Source organism: Bradyrhizobium sp., assembly GCF_049519115.1.
Taxonomy (GTDB): Bacteria; Pseudomonadota; Alphaproteobacteria; order Rhizobiales; family Xanthobacteraceae; genus Bradyrhizobium.
This window is the reverse complement of sequence record NZ_JBEKRB010000015.1, coordinates 1-14,951: the sequence shown is the minus strand read 5'-3', so window position 1 is coordinate 14,951 and position 14,951 is coordinate 1. Positions and strand designations below refer to the sequence as shown.

Genomic DNA, 14,951 nt, shown 5'->3' with positions numbered 1-14,951 from the left:
GCTCTATTTCGCGGTCCCGCTAGGGACCGTATAGCGCGTTGCGTGGCTGCCGACGAGGGCCGATGAGCGGACCGAGGCGCCGGCCTCGACCAGCGCCGCCTCGATTTTCTCAAGGTGACCTGCGGCGACCGACACCAGAAGGGCCGCGCCGTCGATAGCCGTGTCGGGCACCGCGACGATCTCCGCCAGTGGCGACAGCGCCAGCGCGATGTCGGCATTCCAGCCGGAGACGCGCACGCTCCACATCTCGACCTCGGTCACCATGGCGCTGTCGGCAACCCGCGACACCACAAAAACCGGCAGTGCCGCCGGATGGTCGGCGCGCTCGACAAAGGGCAGCCGCGCAATGATCTTCGGCACGCCTTCCGCCTCCAGCGCGATCCACCATGGCGTGGTGCTTGATGTCGCCGATACCAGCGCCAGATCGCCCTTGGATTTGGCGACCGCCTCGACGGCCGCCGGCGCACTGAAATGCGACACGTAAGGCACCGTGAAGCCGAAATGAAACCGCGCCGAATCCCGCATCAAGGATTCGCCGATGGAGATGTCGGCATGCACGGAGAACGGCGCCTGGACATAGGTGAAGGTCGAGATGATGACCCGCCAGATGCTCTCGACGGTGTCGAGCGGTAGGATGCCGCGATGGCGCTGCACCAGGCGGCGCATCATGTCGGCCTCGCGCGCCGGACGGAAGGCGGAACCTACTTCCTGGGTCTGCTTCACCTGGATCAGGCGGTCGATGATATCGCCGCGCTGCATCAGCAGGCTGTGCATCTGGGCATCGATCGTATCGATTTCCTGGCGCAGGTTGGCGAGCGATGGCGGGGAGGGGGGCGGCTTGGACATTTTGGAAATCCAGCGAAATCTCGGCTCGTTCTCTCTCATGGATTGCGGCAGCGCAAGGCTCATGGATTGCGGCAGCGCAAGGCTCATGGATTGCGGCAGCGCACGGGCGTCCTCGCCGTAGGCCGTCAGTGCCGGTTAACCATGGCCTTGCCTTGACGATGCGGGGGCAAGTGACTAATTTTATGTCACTCCGTGGTCATTTGAGCCGGCCGGCTTGCAGCCACGTTAAACAACTCGCTAAACAGGCCGGGGACAGTTGGATCCCGGCCGAACTTATCGTTCAGGCCGGATTTTTTATGGCCTGATTTCCGGAGGCTCGAAAGAGCTGCCCTGAGGGATCGGTAGCACGATGGTCAAAGTACAGTCAGTACCCAGCGCCGCCCATTTGAAATTCCTGCGCCACAAGCGGCAGGTTCTGTTCAGGAATTTCAAATGTGAAAGCGGCACTGGAATCATAGGTTTGCTAGTGCCCATGACTTTTCGGAGTTCGTGAAAGGTGGGTGCTGCAATGGAACACGAGCTCCGAAAAGTGGGCACTAGCGCGGTCCACACGGAAGAACGCTCGCAGGAAGCGGATCATCCGAGCTCAGCGGTCGCCAAGTTCGGCACTGAGCAGCCGCTGCGGCTTGATTGCGGCATCGATCTCGCGCCGTTTCAGATCGCCTATCAGACCTATGGCGAACTGAACGCCGCGCGCTCCAACGCCATTCTGGTGTGTCATGCGCTGACCGGCGATCAGCACGTCGCCAACGTCCATCCCGTGACCGGCAAGCCCGGCTGGTGGGAAACTCTTGTCGGCCCCGGCCGTCCGCTCGATACCGAGCGCTACTTCATCATCTGTTCGAACGTGATCGGTGGCTGCATGGGGTCGACGGGACCGGCTTCGACCAATCCAGCGACCGGCCAATTGTGGGGGCTGGATTTTCCGATCATCACGATTCCGGACATGGTGCGGGCGCAGGCGATGCTGCTCGATCGCCTCGGCATCGAGACGCTATTCTCTGTGGTCGGCGGTTCGATGGGCGGCATGCAGGCGCTGCAATGGACCGCGGCATTTCCGAAGCGGGTGTTCTCGACGCTGGCGATCGCCTGCTCGACGCGGCATTCGGCACAGAACATCGCCTTCCACGAACTCGGCCGCCAGGCGGTGATGGCCGATCCCGAATGGCACAACGGCCGCTACTTCGAAAAAGGCACCCAGCCGCATCGCGGCCTCGGCGTCGCCCGCATGGCCGCGCACATCACTTACCTGTCGGACGCGGCACTTCATCGCAAGTTCGGCCGGCGGATGCAGGATCGCGAGTTGCCGACCTTTTCCTTTGACGCGGATTTCCAGGTCGAGAGCTATCTGCGCTATCAGGGCTCGTCCTTTGTCGAGCGGTTCGATGCTAACAGCTATCTCTATCTGACGCGCGCGATGGACTATTTCGACATCGCCGCCGACCATAATGGCGTGCTCGCGCAGGCATTCCGAGGGATCGAGACCCGCTTCTGCGTGGTCTCCTTCACCAGCGACTGGCTGTTTCCGACCTCGGAGTCGCGCGCGCTCGTTCATGCGCTCAATGCCTCCAGCGCGCGGGTGAGTTTCGCGGAAATCGAAACCGATCGCGGGCATGACGCCTTCCTGCTCGACGTGCCGGAATTCTTCGACATCTCCCGCGCCTTCCTGCAATCGGCGGCGAAGGCCCGCGGGCTTTCCGGGGTGGGCGACGTATGACCCTCCAGCAGCAGGTTTTGCCGCTGAACCCGGCGATCAACCAGGATGGCGTCAGTCATCGCGGTGACCATCTTCTCGTCGCCGAAATGGTTGAGCCGGGCTCGAAGGTGCTCGATGTCGGCTGCGGCGACGGCGATCTGTTGCGGCTGTTGGAGGGCCGCGGCATCGACGGCCGCGGCATCGAATTGTCGCGTGAGGGTGTCAACCGCTGTGTCGCCAAGGGGCTGGCGGTAGTGCAGGGCGACGCCGACACCGATCTCGTCAACTACCCCGACGATGCCTTCGACTATGTGATCCTGTCGCAGACCCTGCAGGCGACGCGGCAGCCGAGGGTGGTGCTGGAAAACCTGCTGCGGATCGGCCGCCGCGCCATCGTGTCGTTTCCGAATTTCGGCTTCTGGCGGATGCGGCTTCAGCTTCTGATCGGCGGCCACATGCCGCGCACGGAGAACCTGCCGGCGACGTGGTACGACACGCCGAACATTCATTTCTGCACGATCAAGGATTTCGTGCAGCTCTGCGACGAGATCAACGTCAAGATGGAGCGCGCGGTCGCGCTCGATCTTTACGGACGGCCGTTGCGGCTCAGCGCGCCCTGGTGGTTCTGGAACATGTTCGGCGAGCAGGGCGTGTTCCTGCTGAGCCGGGCGGAGAAGGCGAAATAGCGGTTGAGCTTCACGACTGCGCCGGACCCGCAGTCCATGATGTGACGATGTTTGGCTCACTAAGTCGTCCCGGCGAACCGCGGCCGCCGCTGTATCAATTCAACTTTTCAAACAGCCAGTACGCGATCTCCCCTGTCGTCCCTGCGTTCGCAGGGACGACAGTGTTGAGTAAACGCACGCCTTCACATCCCCGCGACGCATTCCGTCCGAGTTGTTGATCCATCCTTCGCCCAAAGAGGGCGTGGGGAATGCCGCGTGGCAAGCGCACCCGCAGAAGCCTCGCGTGGAAAATAGAAAACACGCGAGTTAGTCGCCGCAGGTACACGCCGGATCACCCGGCATTCCCGCACGCGAATGGTTTTAACGGTTTCCTTCGTAGTCTCCCCGGAGACCGGCTTTTTGTCTCCGTCGTCGAGCGAAACTTGTTCGCGCAACTTGATACCAGCATCGGGGTCTCAGGACGCTACGACTTCGCCGTCCGCTTTCGGCATGCGTTCGTCTTTCGCATTGAAAGCGTCCACCGCATCCCGCGCCCAACGTTCGTGACGATCGCGAAACGCCCCTCGTTCAAGGGCGCGGGATGGCGCGGTTTATGGATTTGATTTGGGCAAAACGCGAAGGGATTTTTTTTGCAGCAACGACTGGACAGGTAGCATCAGCCTGATCGGGTTCGACAAATTCGCTGATTGGCGCAAGGCTAAGAGGACTTCGTCCGTGATTGCGAGCCAACGGGTCGCGCGAACGCGCGCCCGATGCCAGGCTCCGCGAAGCAATCCATGAGCGCGGTTGGGGTTATGCTCGGAGCATCCTGGTCCCCGGGCTATTGACCCCTCCGAAGGTGCCCGGCATGGCTCCCACCAATGCGCTTCGAGATTCTCGGTGAAATTTCCAGCATAGAAATCTTTGCTCCCGGGCCCGGCATTCGTGCGGCTGCGGCGCATCTATAGGCGCGGCCGTTGGCGCAAACGCAAAGGTATTGCCCGCAGCGTAGGTTAGCCGACCCGTCCGCCGAAGCTTTAGCGAAGGCGGATCGGCGCCTCCCGTCTCGCGACACTCCGCGTCCACCGCATCCCGGGCCAACGTCCGTGACGATCGAAATGCCCCTCGTCGAGGCAATGGGCCGCGTACGGTCACGGCGAGCTGCACGGTTGACGTTGCATACGAGGACTTAGCCGTAGAAGGCGGGTCGGCGACTAGTGGTGGGGTGATACGGTGCGGACAGCAACAAGAGGAAGAGCGCTCTTCCAGCCTGGTATCTGGCTTCGGGCCTAGTCGTTTCCGATCCACGCATGACGACAGTCCCTTCGCTTGTGCATATGCACCACCGCCACGTCGTTCGCCGGCCCTTCTTCAGGACGATTTCAAAAGTCGGAAATCGACTGGACATTAAGATCCTGCGAACCACCTGACGATCACCTAACGGCTTCAGCCGTCGGCGTCGCATAACCTCCCCGCGCCGGCGTTTGGAGGGTGAAAGGGAATGTGGAAGCGGCAAGGCTTTCCATCGCGGAACGCTCCTCGGACAGCCGTTTCTCGATGAACTCGCGTTCACAATCAGTCAGCTGGGTGCTGAGCAAGCGACGGTAGCGGCCGATGTTGTTGCCGTGCGTTCGCAAACGCGCAAGCTTTTCGTCAATCATCATTTCGTCCCCCGAGGTTCTATGCAGCCATGCCGACCCGGGCGGCCGACTTCGTGCGGGCTGGTTTGCCGCCGGGCGGCTCTTTGGGTCCGGGGTCGAGCGCAGATAACGCCTCGAGCACCTCATCGATCGTCACGATTTGGCGCGATCCGGGCAGCTCCCTTAGCGCCGGGTTCGACATCACGGCAGCCGCATCCGACGCCCAGGATGCGAGGATCGCCCGCTTCTCACCGGTCGATATCGTCTCGTCCGCCAAGACGTCGCGCGGATGGTCGTAGACAGAACCGGGATGCAAAATAGCGTTCAGATCAACGATATTGTCAGCATGTTCGATCATCGGATGTCCTCCTTCTTTCCGATACCGCCGGTGTTTTCGCGAGATAGGATGAGAGGGTGCATTCCCGCCCGGATCTCGGGCGGGAATGCTTGTCCCTTTCGAAATTAAATCTACGCGGCTTTGCCTTCGAGCTGATGCACGTTGCTGGCCGATGCGCCATTGATGGCGATCCGCCTCGGCTTCATGGCCTCGGGGATCTCCCGGACCAACTCGATCTTGAGCAAGCCGTTGTCAAACGTCGCGCCCTTCACCTGAACATAGTCGGCTAGGCTGAATTGCCGCTTGAAATGACGGGTCGAGATACCCCTGTAGAGGAACTCGCGCTCGGTCTTTTCGCTCTTGCCGCCTTCGATCGTGACGACGTTATGCTCGGCCGTGACCGAGACTTCGTCGGGCGAGAAACCTGCCACAGCAAGCGTAATTTGGTAGCGGTCCTCGGCCAATCTTTCGATGTTATAGGGCGGATAACCTTCGTCCGTGGCCCGCTGGGCTGTCTCGACAAGGTCAAACAGGCGATCGAAACCAATGGTCGATCGAAACAGGGGAGAGAAGTCATAAGTGCGCATAGCCAAATCCTCCAAAGAGCAAGATGGGTATGAGACACCGGACACAACCGGTGCCCGCTCTAAGTCCCTGACCCGTTAAGGCATCGGGGACACCACCTATCGGCGGCATCGGAAAAATAAAAAAAACGATTTTTGATTTCAAGGGGGCCGCAAAAATTTTTTAAAGCCCGGCCGCGTCCGTCCTCAATGAGAGTTAACGGGAAACTAAGGGGCACTGGATTGAGCGCATGGCCCGACTTCGGAAAGAATGTCAGCCCGAAGTCGGAAGGTGCTTTTTCAGAAACAGGCTCGGTTCGACGCTCGCATCGTCTTCGCCGCCGCACGCCGTCTCAGTGGAAGATGCGTCCGGAGTCGATGACGACGGTCTGGCCGGTCATCGTTTCCGTGCGGCACATGGTGACCACCATGTCGGCGCAGTCGTCCTTGTCGGCCGGTTTCTTCAGGAGCGAACTCGCGGCGGAATTCTGGATCTGCTCGGACCGGAGGTTAGCGGTCGCGCGGGTGCCGTCCAGCAGACCCGGTGCCACGCAGTTGACCAGCGTCTCGGGCGCCAGCGCCACCGCCATGCAGCGCGTCAGATGAATGAGCCCCGCCTTCGATACGGCATAAGCGATGGAAGAGCCGATAGGGCTTAGCCCTGCGACTGAAGCGATGTTGACGATGCGGCCACGCCCCTGAGCCTTCATGATGGGGGCTACCGCCTTGGTCAGAAGCATCGGTCCCGTCAGGTTGGTGGCCATGATCCTGTTCCATACGTCCGGCGTCAGGTTGTCGAGATCGGCGAACGGAATCGCGTGGTTGTAAGCGGCGTCATTGACCAGAATATCGAGGCGGCCGAAGGCCCGGGTTACTTCGCCGACCAGCCGGTCCACAGCCGCGCCGTCCGTGATGTCGCAGGCGAACGCCTGAGCCTTGATGTGATAACGCGACGTCAGTTCGCCGGCGACGCTTTCCGCCTGGTCGCGGCTGCGCGCGTACATGATAGCGACATGTGCGCCCTCCTTCGCGAGGGCGTGGCAGATGCGCTGCCCCAGCCCACCGTTGCCGCCCGTCACCAGTGCCATCGCGCCCTTCAGGTCCATCGCTTCTCTCCTTTGATTTTATGAAAATGCGCGAGCCCGGAATTGATCGGGTCTCGGTCTCTGCGGATGAATGGATTCGGCAATGACGCGGGAGAGATTTACCCCGCCAACACCGACCTCGGATCGCGCTTGCCCCAGCGATTGGCTTCGACCAGGGCGATGAAGCGCTCCACCGCTTCATTGAACAGCGAAGGCTCTTCCAGATTGAGCACATGGCCCGACTTGGGAAAGAAGGTCAGGCCCGATGCGGGAAGATGTTTCTTCAAAAATAAACTCGGTTCGACGCAGGCGTCATCCTCGTCGCCGCAGATGATCAGCGCCGGCGTGGTCGAGCCTCTGATCGCTTCCGTCAGGGTGTAGATCGAGGGCCGTCCGCCCTGAAAGCCGCGCATGGTGTTGGCCGAGCCTTTCGAGTCGTGCCGGGCGAGCGCGGCATAGAAATCGGCATGGCCGCGCGGGTCCTTGACCAGAAAGGGAATCCGCCCCGGCGCTTCGCGGGTGACTTTTGCCACCTCCACTGAGCCGACCTTGTCGAACTGGTCGGCGGTGTCGCCGCAGTTCTTGCGGAACGCGTCCAGGTTCTCGAGGCTCGAGCCCGAGCCGACGCCGGCCAGCGTCATCGACAGCAGGCGCTCGGGCGCGTTCAGCGCCACTTGCAATGAGGAATAGGAGCCCATCGACAGGCCGACGAAATGCGCTTTGGCGATGGAGAGATGGTCGAGCACCGCGAGTGCGTCGGTATAGAAATGCTTGTAGCTGTAGTCCTCCGCTGACGGCGGCACGTCCGACGGTGTATAGCCGCGCGCCGAATAGCCGATGACGCGATGGCCGCGCGAGAAGTAGCGCATCTGCGGCTCCCAATTGGTGTAATCGGCCGCGAATTCATGCAGGAACAGGATCGGCGTGCCGGTGCCGGCTTCCTCGAAATAGAGTTTTACTTTGTCCTTGGTGAGGGCGTGCGGCATTGCTTCCTTCTCCTGTTGTTCTTGCGCGGCCTTTGTTTGGCGCGTTTCCTTCGCTCGAAAACGCGATGGCCTGCGGACCATCGCTGGTGCGTCAAATTCGCAGTTAATGCTCGCGGCCGCAATGAGGCAAGAGCGCTTCTTTTCGTCATCAAATACACGCGGAATCACCTTCGAACGGATCGCGCGCCGCCGCATCTCGTCTTGCTCTCGTCACAGCTGGATTTTCATAACGCGCCCGGATGCCGGTCAGCTCTAAAGCCGGTGGGGAACTAATGGGGGTGGCAAAAACTAAAAGGATCAGTTGCGTATGCTTGACTCATCTACGTTTCGACGTTCGCTAGTCGCGTTGGCTTTGTGTTCGACGGCTTTCGCTTTCTCAGTCACGCCCGCTGCGGCACGGTCGCATCATGGCTCGCGGCGACAGGCCCACGCCCATGAGGCCGGTCATCACACGCGGCGCCACTTCGCCTATCACCGTGCCACTCATGGCATTCGCCACCTGGCGCGCCGGTCGCGATGGGATGACAACGTTACTGCACTGAGGACGCCTCGCCTCAGGAACGCCTATGCGAGCGTTGGGCCGGATGAAGATTCCGGCGGCGCGGCGATGCAGAGTGGATTCGGTTCATCCGGCTCATCCGAACTGGTCTCAGAAGCGCGCCATTACCTCGGCGGCAATCCGACAGGTCGCGGCAGCCTGTGGTGCGCGCGTTTCATGAACCTGGTGCTCCAGCGCACCGGTCATCGCGGCACGGGTTCGGACATGGCAAGTTCGTTCGCCGGCTACGGTCAGCGCATCTCCGGGCCTCAGGTCGGCGCGATCGCGGTGATGGGCCGGCGCGGCGGCGGCCATGTCGGCATCATCACCGGCATCGACGCGAACGGCAATCCGATCATGATCTCCGGCAATAACGGCAACCGGGTCAAGGAAGCCCCGATCTCGCGCGGCCGGATCTACGCTTATGTGATGCCGAACTGAGGACCACACCCTCCACGTCATTGCGAGCGCAGCGAAGCAATCCATGTCGCGGCATACTGGATTGCTTCGTCGCCTGCGCTCCTCGCAATGACGGGGAGGCCTAGGCCAGGGATGGGAAGTGGCCCGGGCCAGGGATTCCGAGGAGGCCTCCGCCGCACACGAATTTGTGAAATCGCCTCTTCCGTTTCGTTAATCCCCTTCCCACATTTGCCCCAAGCCGACGCGAGTGTCCCCACGAGCGTTGGCGACGGCTGCGCCCGGTTGAGGAATGTCAATGCGGCGCGCGGAACCCCAATGAAGATGCCGCTATCGCGCCTGCGGGGCGATGCCGGCAGGCTGAGGGAACAACATGAATATCGAAAAATATACCGAGCGCGCGAGGGGTTTTATCCAGTCGGCGCAATCGCTCGCCGTGCGCGAGGGGCATCAGCAGTTCTCATCCCTGCATATGCTCAAAGTGCTGCTGGACGACAATGAAGGCCTGGCAAGCGGTCTGATCGACCGTGCCGGAGGCAACTCCCGCGCGATCCTGAAAGCGACCGAAGAGGCGCTCAACAAATTACCGAAGGTTTCCGGCAGCGGTGCCGGCCAGGTCTATCTGGCGCCGGATCTGGCGCGCGCTTTCGATGCGGCCGAGAAGGCTGCGGACAAAGCCGGCGACAGCTTTGTCACCGTCGAGCGGCTGTTGCTGGGGCTTGCGCTCACCAAGGAAGGTGAGGCGGGCACGATCCTGCGCAAAGGCGGCCTGACGCCGCAAAATCTCAACACCGCGATCGAGACCTTGCGCAAGGGCCGCACAGCCGACAGCGCCACGGCCGAGAACGGCTATGACGCCTTGAAGAAATATTCGCGCGATCTCACCCAGGCAGCGCGCGACGGCAAGCTCGACCCCGTGATCGGGCGCGACGAGGAAATCCGCCGCACCATCCAGGTGCTCTCCCGCCGCACCAAGAACAATCCGGTCCTGATCGGCGAGCCCGGCGTCGGTAAAACCGCGATCGTCGAGGGCCTGGCGCTGCGCATCCTCAACGGCGACGTGCCGGAGAGCCTGAAGGACAAAAAGCTGTTGTCGCTCGATATGGGCGCTCTGATCGCAGGCGCCAAATACCGCGGCGAGTTCGAAGAGCGGTTGAAGGCCGTGCTGTCCGAGGTCACCTCGGCGGAAGGCTCGATCATCCTATTCATCGACGAGATGCACACGCTGATCGGTGCCGGCAAGGCCGATGGCGCGATGGACGCGTCCAATCTCTTGAAGCCCGCGCTGGCGCGGGGCGAATTGCATTGCATCGGCGCGACCACGCTCGATGAATACCGCAAGCATGTCGAGAAGGATGCCGCGCTGGCGCGGCGGTTCCAGCCGATTTTCGTCTCCGAGCCCACGGTCGAGGATACGATCTCCATTTTGCGCGGCCTGAAGGACAAATACGAGCAGCATCACGGCGTGCGGATCACGGATTCCGCGCTGGTGGCCGCGACCACGCTGTCGAACCGTTACATCACCGACCGCTTCCTGCCCGACAAGGCCATCGACCTGATGGACGAGGCGGCGGCGCGGTTGAAGATGCAGGTCGATTCCAAGCCGGAAGAGCTCGATTCGATGGACCGGGAAATCATCCGGCTCAAGATCGAGCAGGAAGCCCTGAAAAAGGAAACCGATGCCGGCTCCAAGAGCCGCCTGAAGACGCTGGAGAAGGAGCTTGCCGAACTCGAGGAGAAGTCGGCGGCGCTGACCTCGCGCTGGAGCGCGGAGAAGAACAAGCTGTCGAATGCGCAGAAGCTCAAGAGCGAGCTCGACGCGCTTCGCATCGAACTCGCCGAAGCCCAGCGCCGCGGCGAATTCCAGCGCGCGGGCGAACTGGCCTATGGCCGGATTCCCGAGCTTGAGAAGCGGCTCACCGATATCGAAGCCAAGGAAAACGCCGGCGAAATGATGGAGGAGGCGGTCACCGCCAACCACATCGCGCAGGTGGTCTCGCGCTGGACCGGTGTGCCCGTCGACAAGATGCTGGAAGGCGAAAAGGACAAGCTCCTGAAGATGGAGGCGAGCCTTGGCCAGCGCGTGGTCGGACAGGCCGAAGCCGTGCATGCGGTCGCAACCGCCGTGCGCCGGTCGCGTGCGGGCTTGCAGGATCCGAACCGGCCGATGGGCTCGTTCATGTTCCTGGGCCCCACAGGCGTCGGCAAGACCGAGCTGACCAAAGCCTTGGCGGAGTATCTCTTCAACGACGAGACCGCGATGGTGCGCCTCGACATGTCGGAATACATGGAGAAGCACTCGGTATCGCGGCTGATCGGCGCGCCGCCCGGCTATGTCGGCTACGACGAGGGCGGGGCGCTCACCGAAGCGGTACGGCGAAGGCCCTATCAGGTCGTGCTGTTCGACGAGATCGAAAAGGCCCATCCGGATGTGTTCAACGTGCTGTTGCAGGTCCTCGATGACGGCCGCCTGACCGATGGTCAGGGCCGCACCGTGGATTTCCGCAACACGCTGATCATCATGACGTCAAATCTCGGCTCGGAATTCCTGGTCAACCAGCCGGAAGGCGAGGATACCTCGGTTGTTCGCGAACTGGTGATGGGCGCGGTGCGTGCGCATTTCCGCCCCGAATTCCTCAATCGTGTCGACGAGATCATCCTGTTCCATCGGCTGCAGAAGAGCGAGATGGGTCGGATCGTGGAGATCCAGTTCACCCGGCTGTCGAGGCTTCTGGAGGAGCGCAAGATCACGCTGACGCTGGATGCGGCGGCGCGCGACTGGCTCGCGGCCAAGGGCTGGGACCCGGCCTATGGCGCGCGTCCGTTGAAGCGGGTGATCCAGCGCAATCTGCAGGATCCGCTGGCCGAGATGATCCTGGCCGGCGAGGTTCACGACGGCGATCACGTCGCCATCTCGGCGGAAGGCAATGTCCTGACCTTCAACGGCAAGGCGCGCCAGACCGCAGAGATCGCCCAGTTCGAGACGCCGGTGCCGAAGCGAAAGCTGAACTGAGCGGAAGGTCGAGCATGATCCGGAAAAGTGTGTAGCGGTTTTCCGAAAAGATCATGCTCAACCAAAGAGCTTAGTACCAAGCAAAAAAACGGAGGCGGATCAGAAACCCGAGTCCGTTTTTGTTCGGGTTGCAGTTAGCGGTTGGTGAGTTGCACCGGGCCGTTGCTCGCATCCGAGATGCGGGCGCCGCGGCCGGCCATCATCACGTCGAGTCGGTCGCGCTCTTTCTCGAATCCTGTCAGCATCGTGCCTTCCAGCGAGCGGCCGCGCGGCAGCTTGATGCGCATGGGGTCGACGAAGCGGCCGTTGACCAGGATTTCGTAGTGGACGTGGGCGCCGGTCGACTGCCCGGTCGAACCGACGAAGCCGATGACCTGGCCCTGGCGGACCCGCTTGCCGGGTTCCAGGCCCTTGGCGAAGGCCGACATGTGGCCGTAGGCGGTCTCGTAGCCGTTATTGTGCTTGAGCTTGACGTATTTGCCGTAGCCGCCTTCCCAGCCCGCGGTTTCGACCACGCCGTTGCCGGACGCGAAGATCGGCGTGCCGTAGGCGGTCGCCCAATCGACGCCGGTGTGCATCTTGACGTAGCCGAGGATCGGATGGCGGCGGCTGCCGAAGCCGGAGCGCATGATGGCGTTGTTGACGGGTTTGCGGACCAGGAACTTCTTCGCGCTCTTGCCGGTCTCGTCGTAGAAATCGACCACCGCGTCGTCAGGGGTCTGGAATCGATAATACTTCTTGGTCTCGCCGGCGACGGTGAGGGAAGCGAACAGCACTTCGGGTTTTTCGCTGTTGGCCGTGCCTTCGTCTTCGCCGGCAAAGAACACGTCGAAGGAATCGCCGGGCTGCACCTTGCGCTGGAAGTCGACGTCGTAGGAATAGATGCGGATCATGTCCTCGATGACGTTTGCCGGCACCTTGTTGCGCAGCGCGGTCTCGTAAATGCTCTGATAGAGCCGGACGCCGGTTCCGTCGTCATCGTCATCGTCGTCTTTGCTGGCGCTGTCGGCGGTGTCGGTGACGGTGTTGATGCTGGTGACGTCGACGGCGACGTATTTGCCGAGGTCGGACAGGGCTGCGACGGCTTCGACGGCGGAATCGTTGGCGACGATGACGCGGGAGGGCTGAAGCCGTTGGCCGGGACCGGCCGGCGCCATCAGGATACGAAGCTTCTCGCCTTCCTTCAGACCGCCGTCGCGGCCGCGGGCACCGAGCGTGGTGGCGATCGCTTTGGCCTCTTCGGGCGTGGCGCCCTGATCGCGCATGATCGCGGTGACGCTGTCGCCCTTCTTCACGACATGGACGCGCTCGCCGGTCGGGTTGCCGCCGGTGATCTGGTCCTTGGTCTTCGGCAGCAGGGTGACGTTTTCAGGCACGACCCGGGTTTCAAAACCGGCATAGGGGTCGGACACATTGCCTTCGGTGGCGTAAGCCAGTTTGAGGCCGCCAGTGGTGCCGCTGACATCGGCGGTGGCATTGGCGAGTGCGGCATATTTCACGCCGCCATTGCCGTGCCAGTTCGAGGCGTCGCGCACCCGCAGCATGATCTCGTCAAGCGCGATGACCGCGGCAAGCTTGGCTTTGGGCAGGATCGGCCCGAGATCCTTGGTGACGAAGGAGACTTCGGCATCGGGTTCGGCGGCGTCGGAATTGCTTGGGTCGTCGGAAGCCGCTGGCGCGCTGGTGCCGACGTCGGCCAGCATGCGCTGGGCGTTGAAGGGCGGGATCTTGGCGGAGAGGTCGCTGGTGGTCATCGACAGGTTGCCGGAGATGCGGACGAACGGCCGCACCCGCATCACGTCGCGGTTGCCGACCCGCGTGACCGTGGAGACCCGCACCACATTGCGCGCCGCGCTGGATTCGCCGGGCGGCGGCAGGCGGTCGCTCTTGTGTAGGGTTGCCGCGCGGTCGTTGGCGCCGAATGCCCCGCGGAGCGCGCCCTCGACGCGTTCCGGAACCTTGGCGAAGGTCATTTCGCCGTCGAGGGAAGCGAAAACGGCGCCGCCGATCAAGGCTGCGCCGCACAGACCAGTCAGAATGGTACCGCTAAACCACTGTACCGAGACGCGGCGGCGGTCGATCACCGCAGCCTCAGAACCGTCAACCGAAAGCGGCGGCTCGTGACCGAGGTCGATGACCCCGGTGTCGCGCCCGTATCCGCCCCCGCGTGACGTTCTGTGGTTCAAACCACCATCCCCCCAAATTCCATCGACATTCGACGAAGTCCTGCGCCGTCCTTAAATCCGCATTCCCCAAGCAGGGAACGGGAGCGCGGGGTGCCGCACCGATGTCCGTGATACAGAGCCGAAAGCGCGGCCAACATCACGGCTGTTGATAGCGTGGAAATCTCTTCGAAATCATCCGTCCGCGTGAAAGAGGCGACTGGCTCACAGGTGAACTTCGCCTCTCTGCTGGTATTTCACCGCCTTCGACCCCCACTGGTATCAAGCGATTCAGTACCTAAGTATGCCAGAACGGCGGAGGATTGTGGCTCAAGTACGGCGTTTTGGCCCTAATAATCAGGGCTTGCGGCCGACTCAAAATTCTCGACTCGTTGCGACGATTTGTTGACATCAGGCGTTGACAACGCCGATTGGGCGGGACTATAAACCGCCCACTGAGCGCGGCGCTGCATTGGCCCACGGCCAAAGCAGGTTTTCGTGCCAGCAAAGCTCCTCACTGAGATGAGTGATTCAACAGCCGGTAGCAACCGGTTGTCATTCGTCGTCGGATGGGGATGTTCGAACGCTTCCTTGGAAGGGTTCGGACTTTGAGGCTCCCCGACAAGGGAGAGGGGTTCTCGGACCCCGGGCTGTTTGACAAGTGAAGATGAAGAAAGAGAAACGTGGACGGCGGAGTCCTTGCGGATCTCGGAATATTTGAAGGCTTCGGCTTTCAGGTTTTCGGGGTCGGACGAAAGACTTCGGCGGTACACGTTTTAAAGGTTACACCATCGTTGCCCGCGATGTGAATCGCAGGTGGCTGTCAGCTTCGGCTGGCAAAAAATGGTGGGACCTCGTCAAACGTTGTGATCAGCCGGTTTAAAGTTTCAAGTCCAACTTGAGAGTTTGATCCTGGCTCAGAGCGAACGCTGGCGGCAGGCTTAACACATGCAAGTCGAGCGGGCGTAGCAATACGTCAGCGGCAGACGGGTGAGTAACGCGT

At 61.8% G+C, this 14,951-nt stretch carries 12 protein-coding genes, 1 rRNA gene, 1 pseudogene and 1 riboswitch; of the genes and pseudogenes, 6 read left to right on the top strand and 8 right to left on the bottom strand.

The window, feature by feature from the left end; all coding sequences use genetic code 11:
- Positions 1-3 precede the first annotated feature (3 nt).
- Positions 4-846: a chorismate mutase gene (locus ABSE61_RS13790; protein WP_423871676.1), complete on the bottom strand. Its 843-nt coding sequence runs from the start codon at positions 844-846 to the stop codon at positions 4-6.
- Positions 847-1,028: 182 nt separating this feature from the next.
- Positions 1,029-1,108: riboswitch (SAM riboswitch) on the top strand.
- 246 nt (positions 1,109-1,354) lie between these two features.
- Between ABSE61_RS13790 and metX the strand changes: the two genes are divergently transcribed.
- From metX to ABSE61_RS13775, 3 genes are all read left to right on the top strand, one after another.
- Positions 1,355-2,563, top strand: a complete 1,209-nt coding sequence (gene metX, locus ABSE61_RS13785) for a homoserine O-acetyltransferase MetX (RefSeq protein WP_423871675.1) — start codon at positions 1,355-1,357, stop codon at positions 2,561-2,563.
- Entirely contained in the window at positions 2,560-3,228 is a 669-nt protein-coding gene (metW, locus tag ABSE61_RS13780) for a methionine biosynthesis protein MetW (RefSeq protein ID WP_423871674.1), read from the top strand. The genes metX and metW overlap by 4 nt, the downstream gene beginning before the upstream one ends.
- Before the next feature lie 248 nt (positions 3,229-3,476).
- A complete protein-coding gene (locus ABSE61_RS13775) occupies positions 3,477-3,830 on the top strand; it encodes a hypothetical protein (protein ID WP_423871673.1) in 354 nt (117 codons plus the stop codon).
- Positions 3,831-4,640: 810 nt separating this feature from the next.
- Here the strand turns inward: ABSE61_RS13775 and ABSE61_RS13770 are convergent.
- The 6 genes and pseudogenes from ABSE61_RS13770 to ABSE61_RS13745 all read right to left on the bottom strand — a co-directional run bounded on the left by ABSE61_RS13770 (position 4,641) and on the right by ABSE61_RS13745 (position 7,818).
- The gene (locus ABSE61_RS13770; RefSeq protein WP_423871821.1) at positions 4,641-4,868 is read right to left on the bottom strand and encodes a hypothetical protein; all 228 of its coding nucleotides are present in this window, start codon (positions 4,866-4,868) and stop codon (positions 4,641-4,643) included.
- A gap of 19 nt (positions 4,869-4,887) precedes the next feature.
- A complete protein-coding gene (locus ABSE61_RS13765; RefSeq protein WP_423871672.1) occupies positions 4,888-5,205 on the bottom strand; it encodes a hypothetical protein in 318 nt (105 codons plus the stop codon).
- A gap of 110 nt (positions 5,206-5,315) precedes the next feature.
- Positions 5,316-5,771 (bottom strand): small heat shock protein HspD, encoded by a 456-nt coding sequence (gene hspD, locus ABSE61_RS13760; RefSeq protein WP_423871671.1) that lies wholly within the window; start codon positions 5,769-5,771, stop codon positions 5,316-5,318.
- 59 nt (positions 5,772-5,830) lie between these two features.
- Positions 5,831-6,093: pseudogene (locus ABSE61_RS13755) on the bottom strand (hypothetical protein); the annotation flags it as partial.
- A 7-nt stretch (positions 6,094-6,100) separates the two neighbouring features.
- Complete coding sequence (locus ABSE61_RS13750) at positions 6,101-6,853, bottom strand: SDR family NAD(P)-dependent oxidoreductase (RefSeq protein WP_423871670.1); 753 nt, start codon at positions 6,851-6,853, stop codon at positions 6,101-6,103.
- A gap of 98 nt (positions 6,854-6,951) precedes the next feature.
- Positions 6,952-7,818: an alpha/beta fold hydrolase gene (locus tag ABSE61_RS13745; protein ID WP_423871669.1), complete on the bottom strand. Its 867-nt coding sequence runs from the start codon at positions 7,816-7,818 to the stop codon at positions 6,952-6,954.
- A 307-nt stretch (positions 7,819-8,125) separates the two neighbouring features.
- Between ABSE61_RS13745 and ABSE61_RS13740 the strand changes: the two genes are divergently transcribed.
- Together ABSE61_RS13740 and clpB are read left to right on the top strand one after the other, a co-directional pair.
- A complete protein-coding gene (locus ABSE61_RS13740; RefSeq protein WP_423871668.1) occupies positions 8,126-8,797 on the top strand; it encodes a TIGR02594 family protein in 672 nt (223 codons plus the stop codon).
- Between the two features lie 349 nt (positions 8,798-9,146).
- Complete coding sequence (gene clpB, locus ABSE61_RS13735; protein ID WP_423871667.1) at positions 9,147-11,786, top strand: ATP-dependent chaperone ClpB; 2,640 nt, start codon at positions 9,147-9,149, stop codon at positions 11,784-11,786.
- 134 nt (positions 11,787-11,920) lie between these two features.
- Here clpB and ABSE61_RS13730 read toward each other — a convergent pair whose 3' ends face one another.
- Positions 11,921-13,972 carry a peptidoglycan DD-metalloendopeptidase family protein gene (locus ABSE61_RS13730; RefSeq protein ID WP_423871666.1) on the bottom strand — a complete coding sequence of 684 codons (2,052 nt, stop codon included), beginning with the start codon at positions 13,970-13,972 and terminating at the stop codon, positions 11,921-11,923.
- 870 nt (positions 13,973-14,842) lie between these two features.
- Here ABSE61_RS13730 and ABSE61_RS13725 point away from each other — a divergent pair.
- Positions 14,843-14,951, top strand: a 16S ribosomal RNA gene (locus ABSE61_RS13725); the annotation flags it as partial.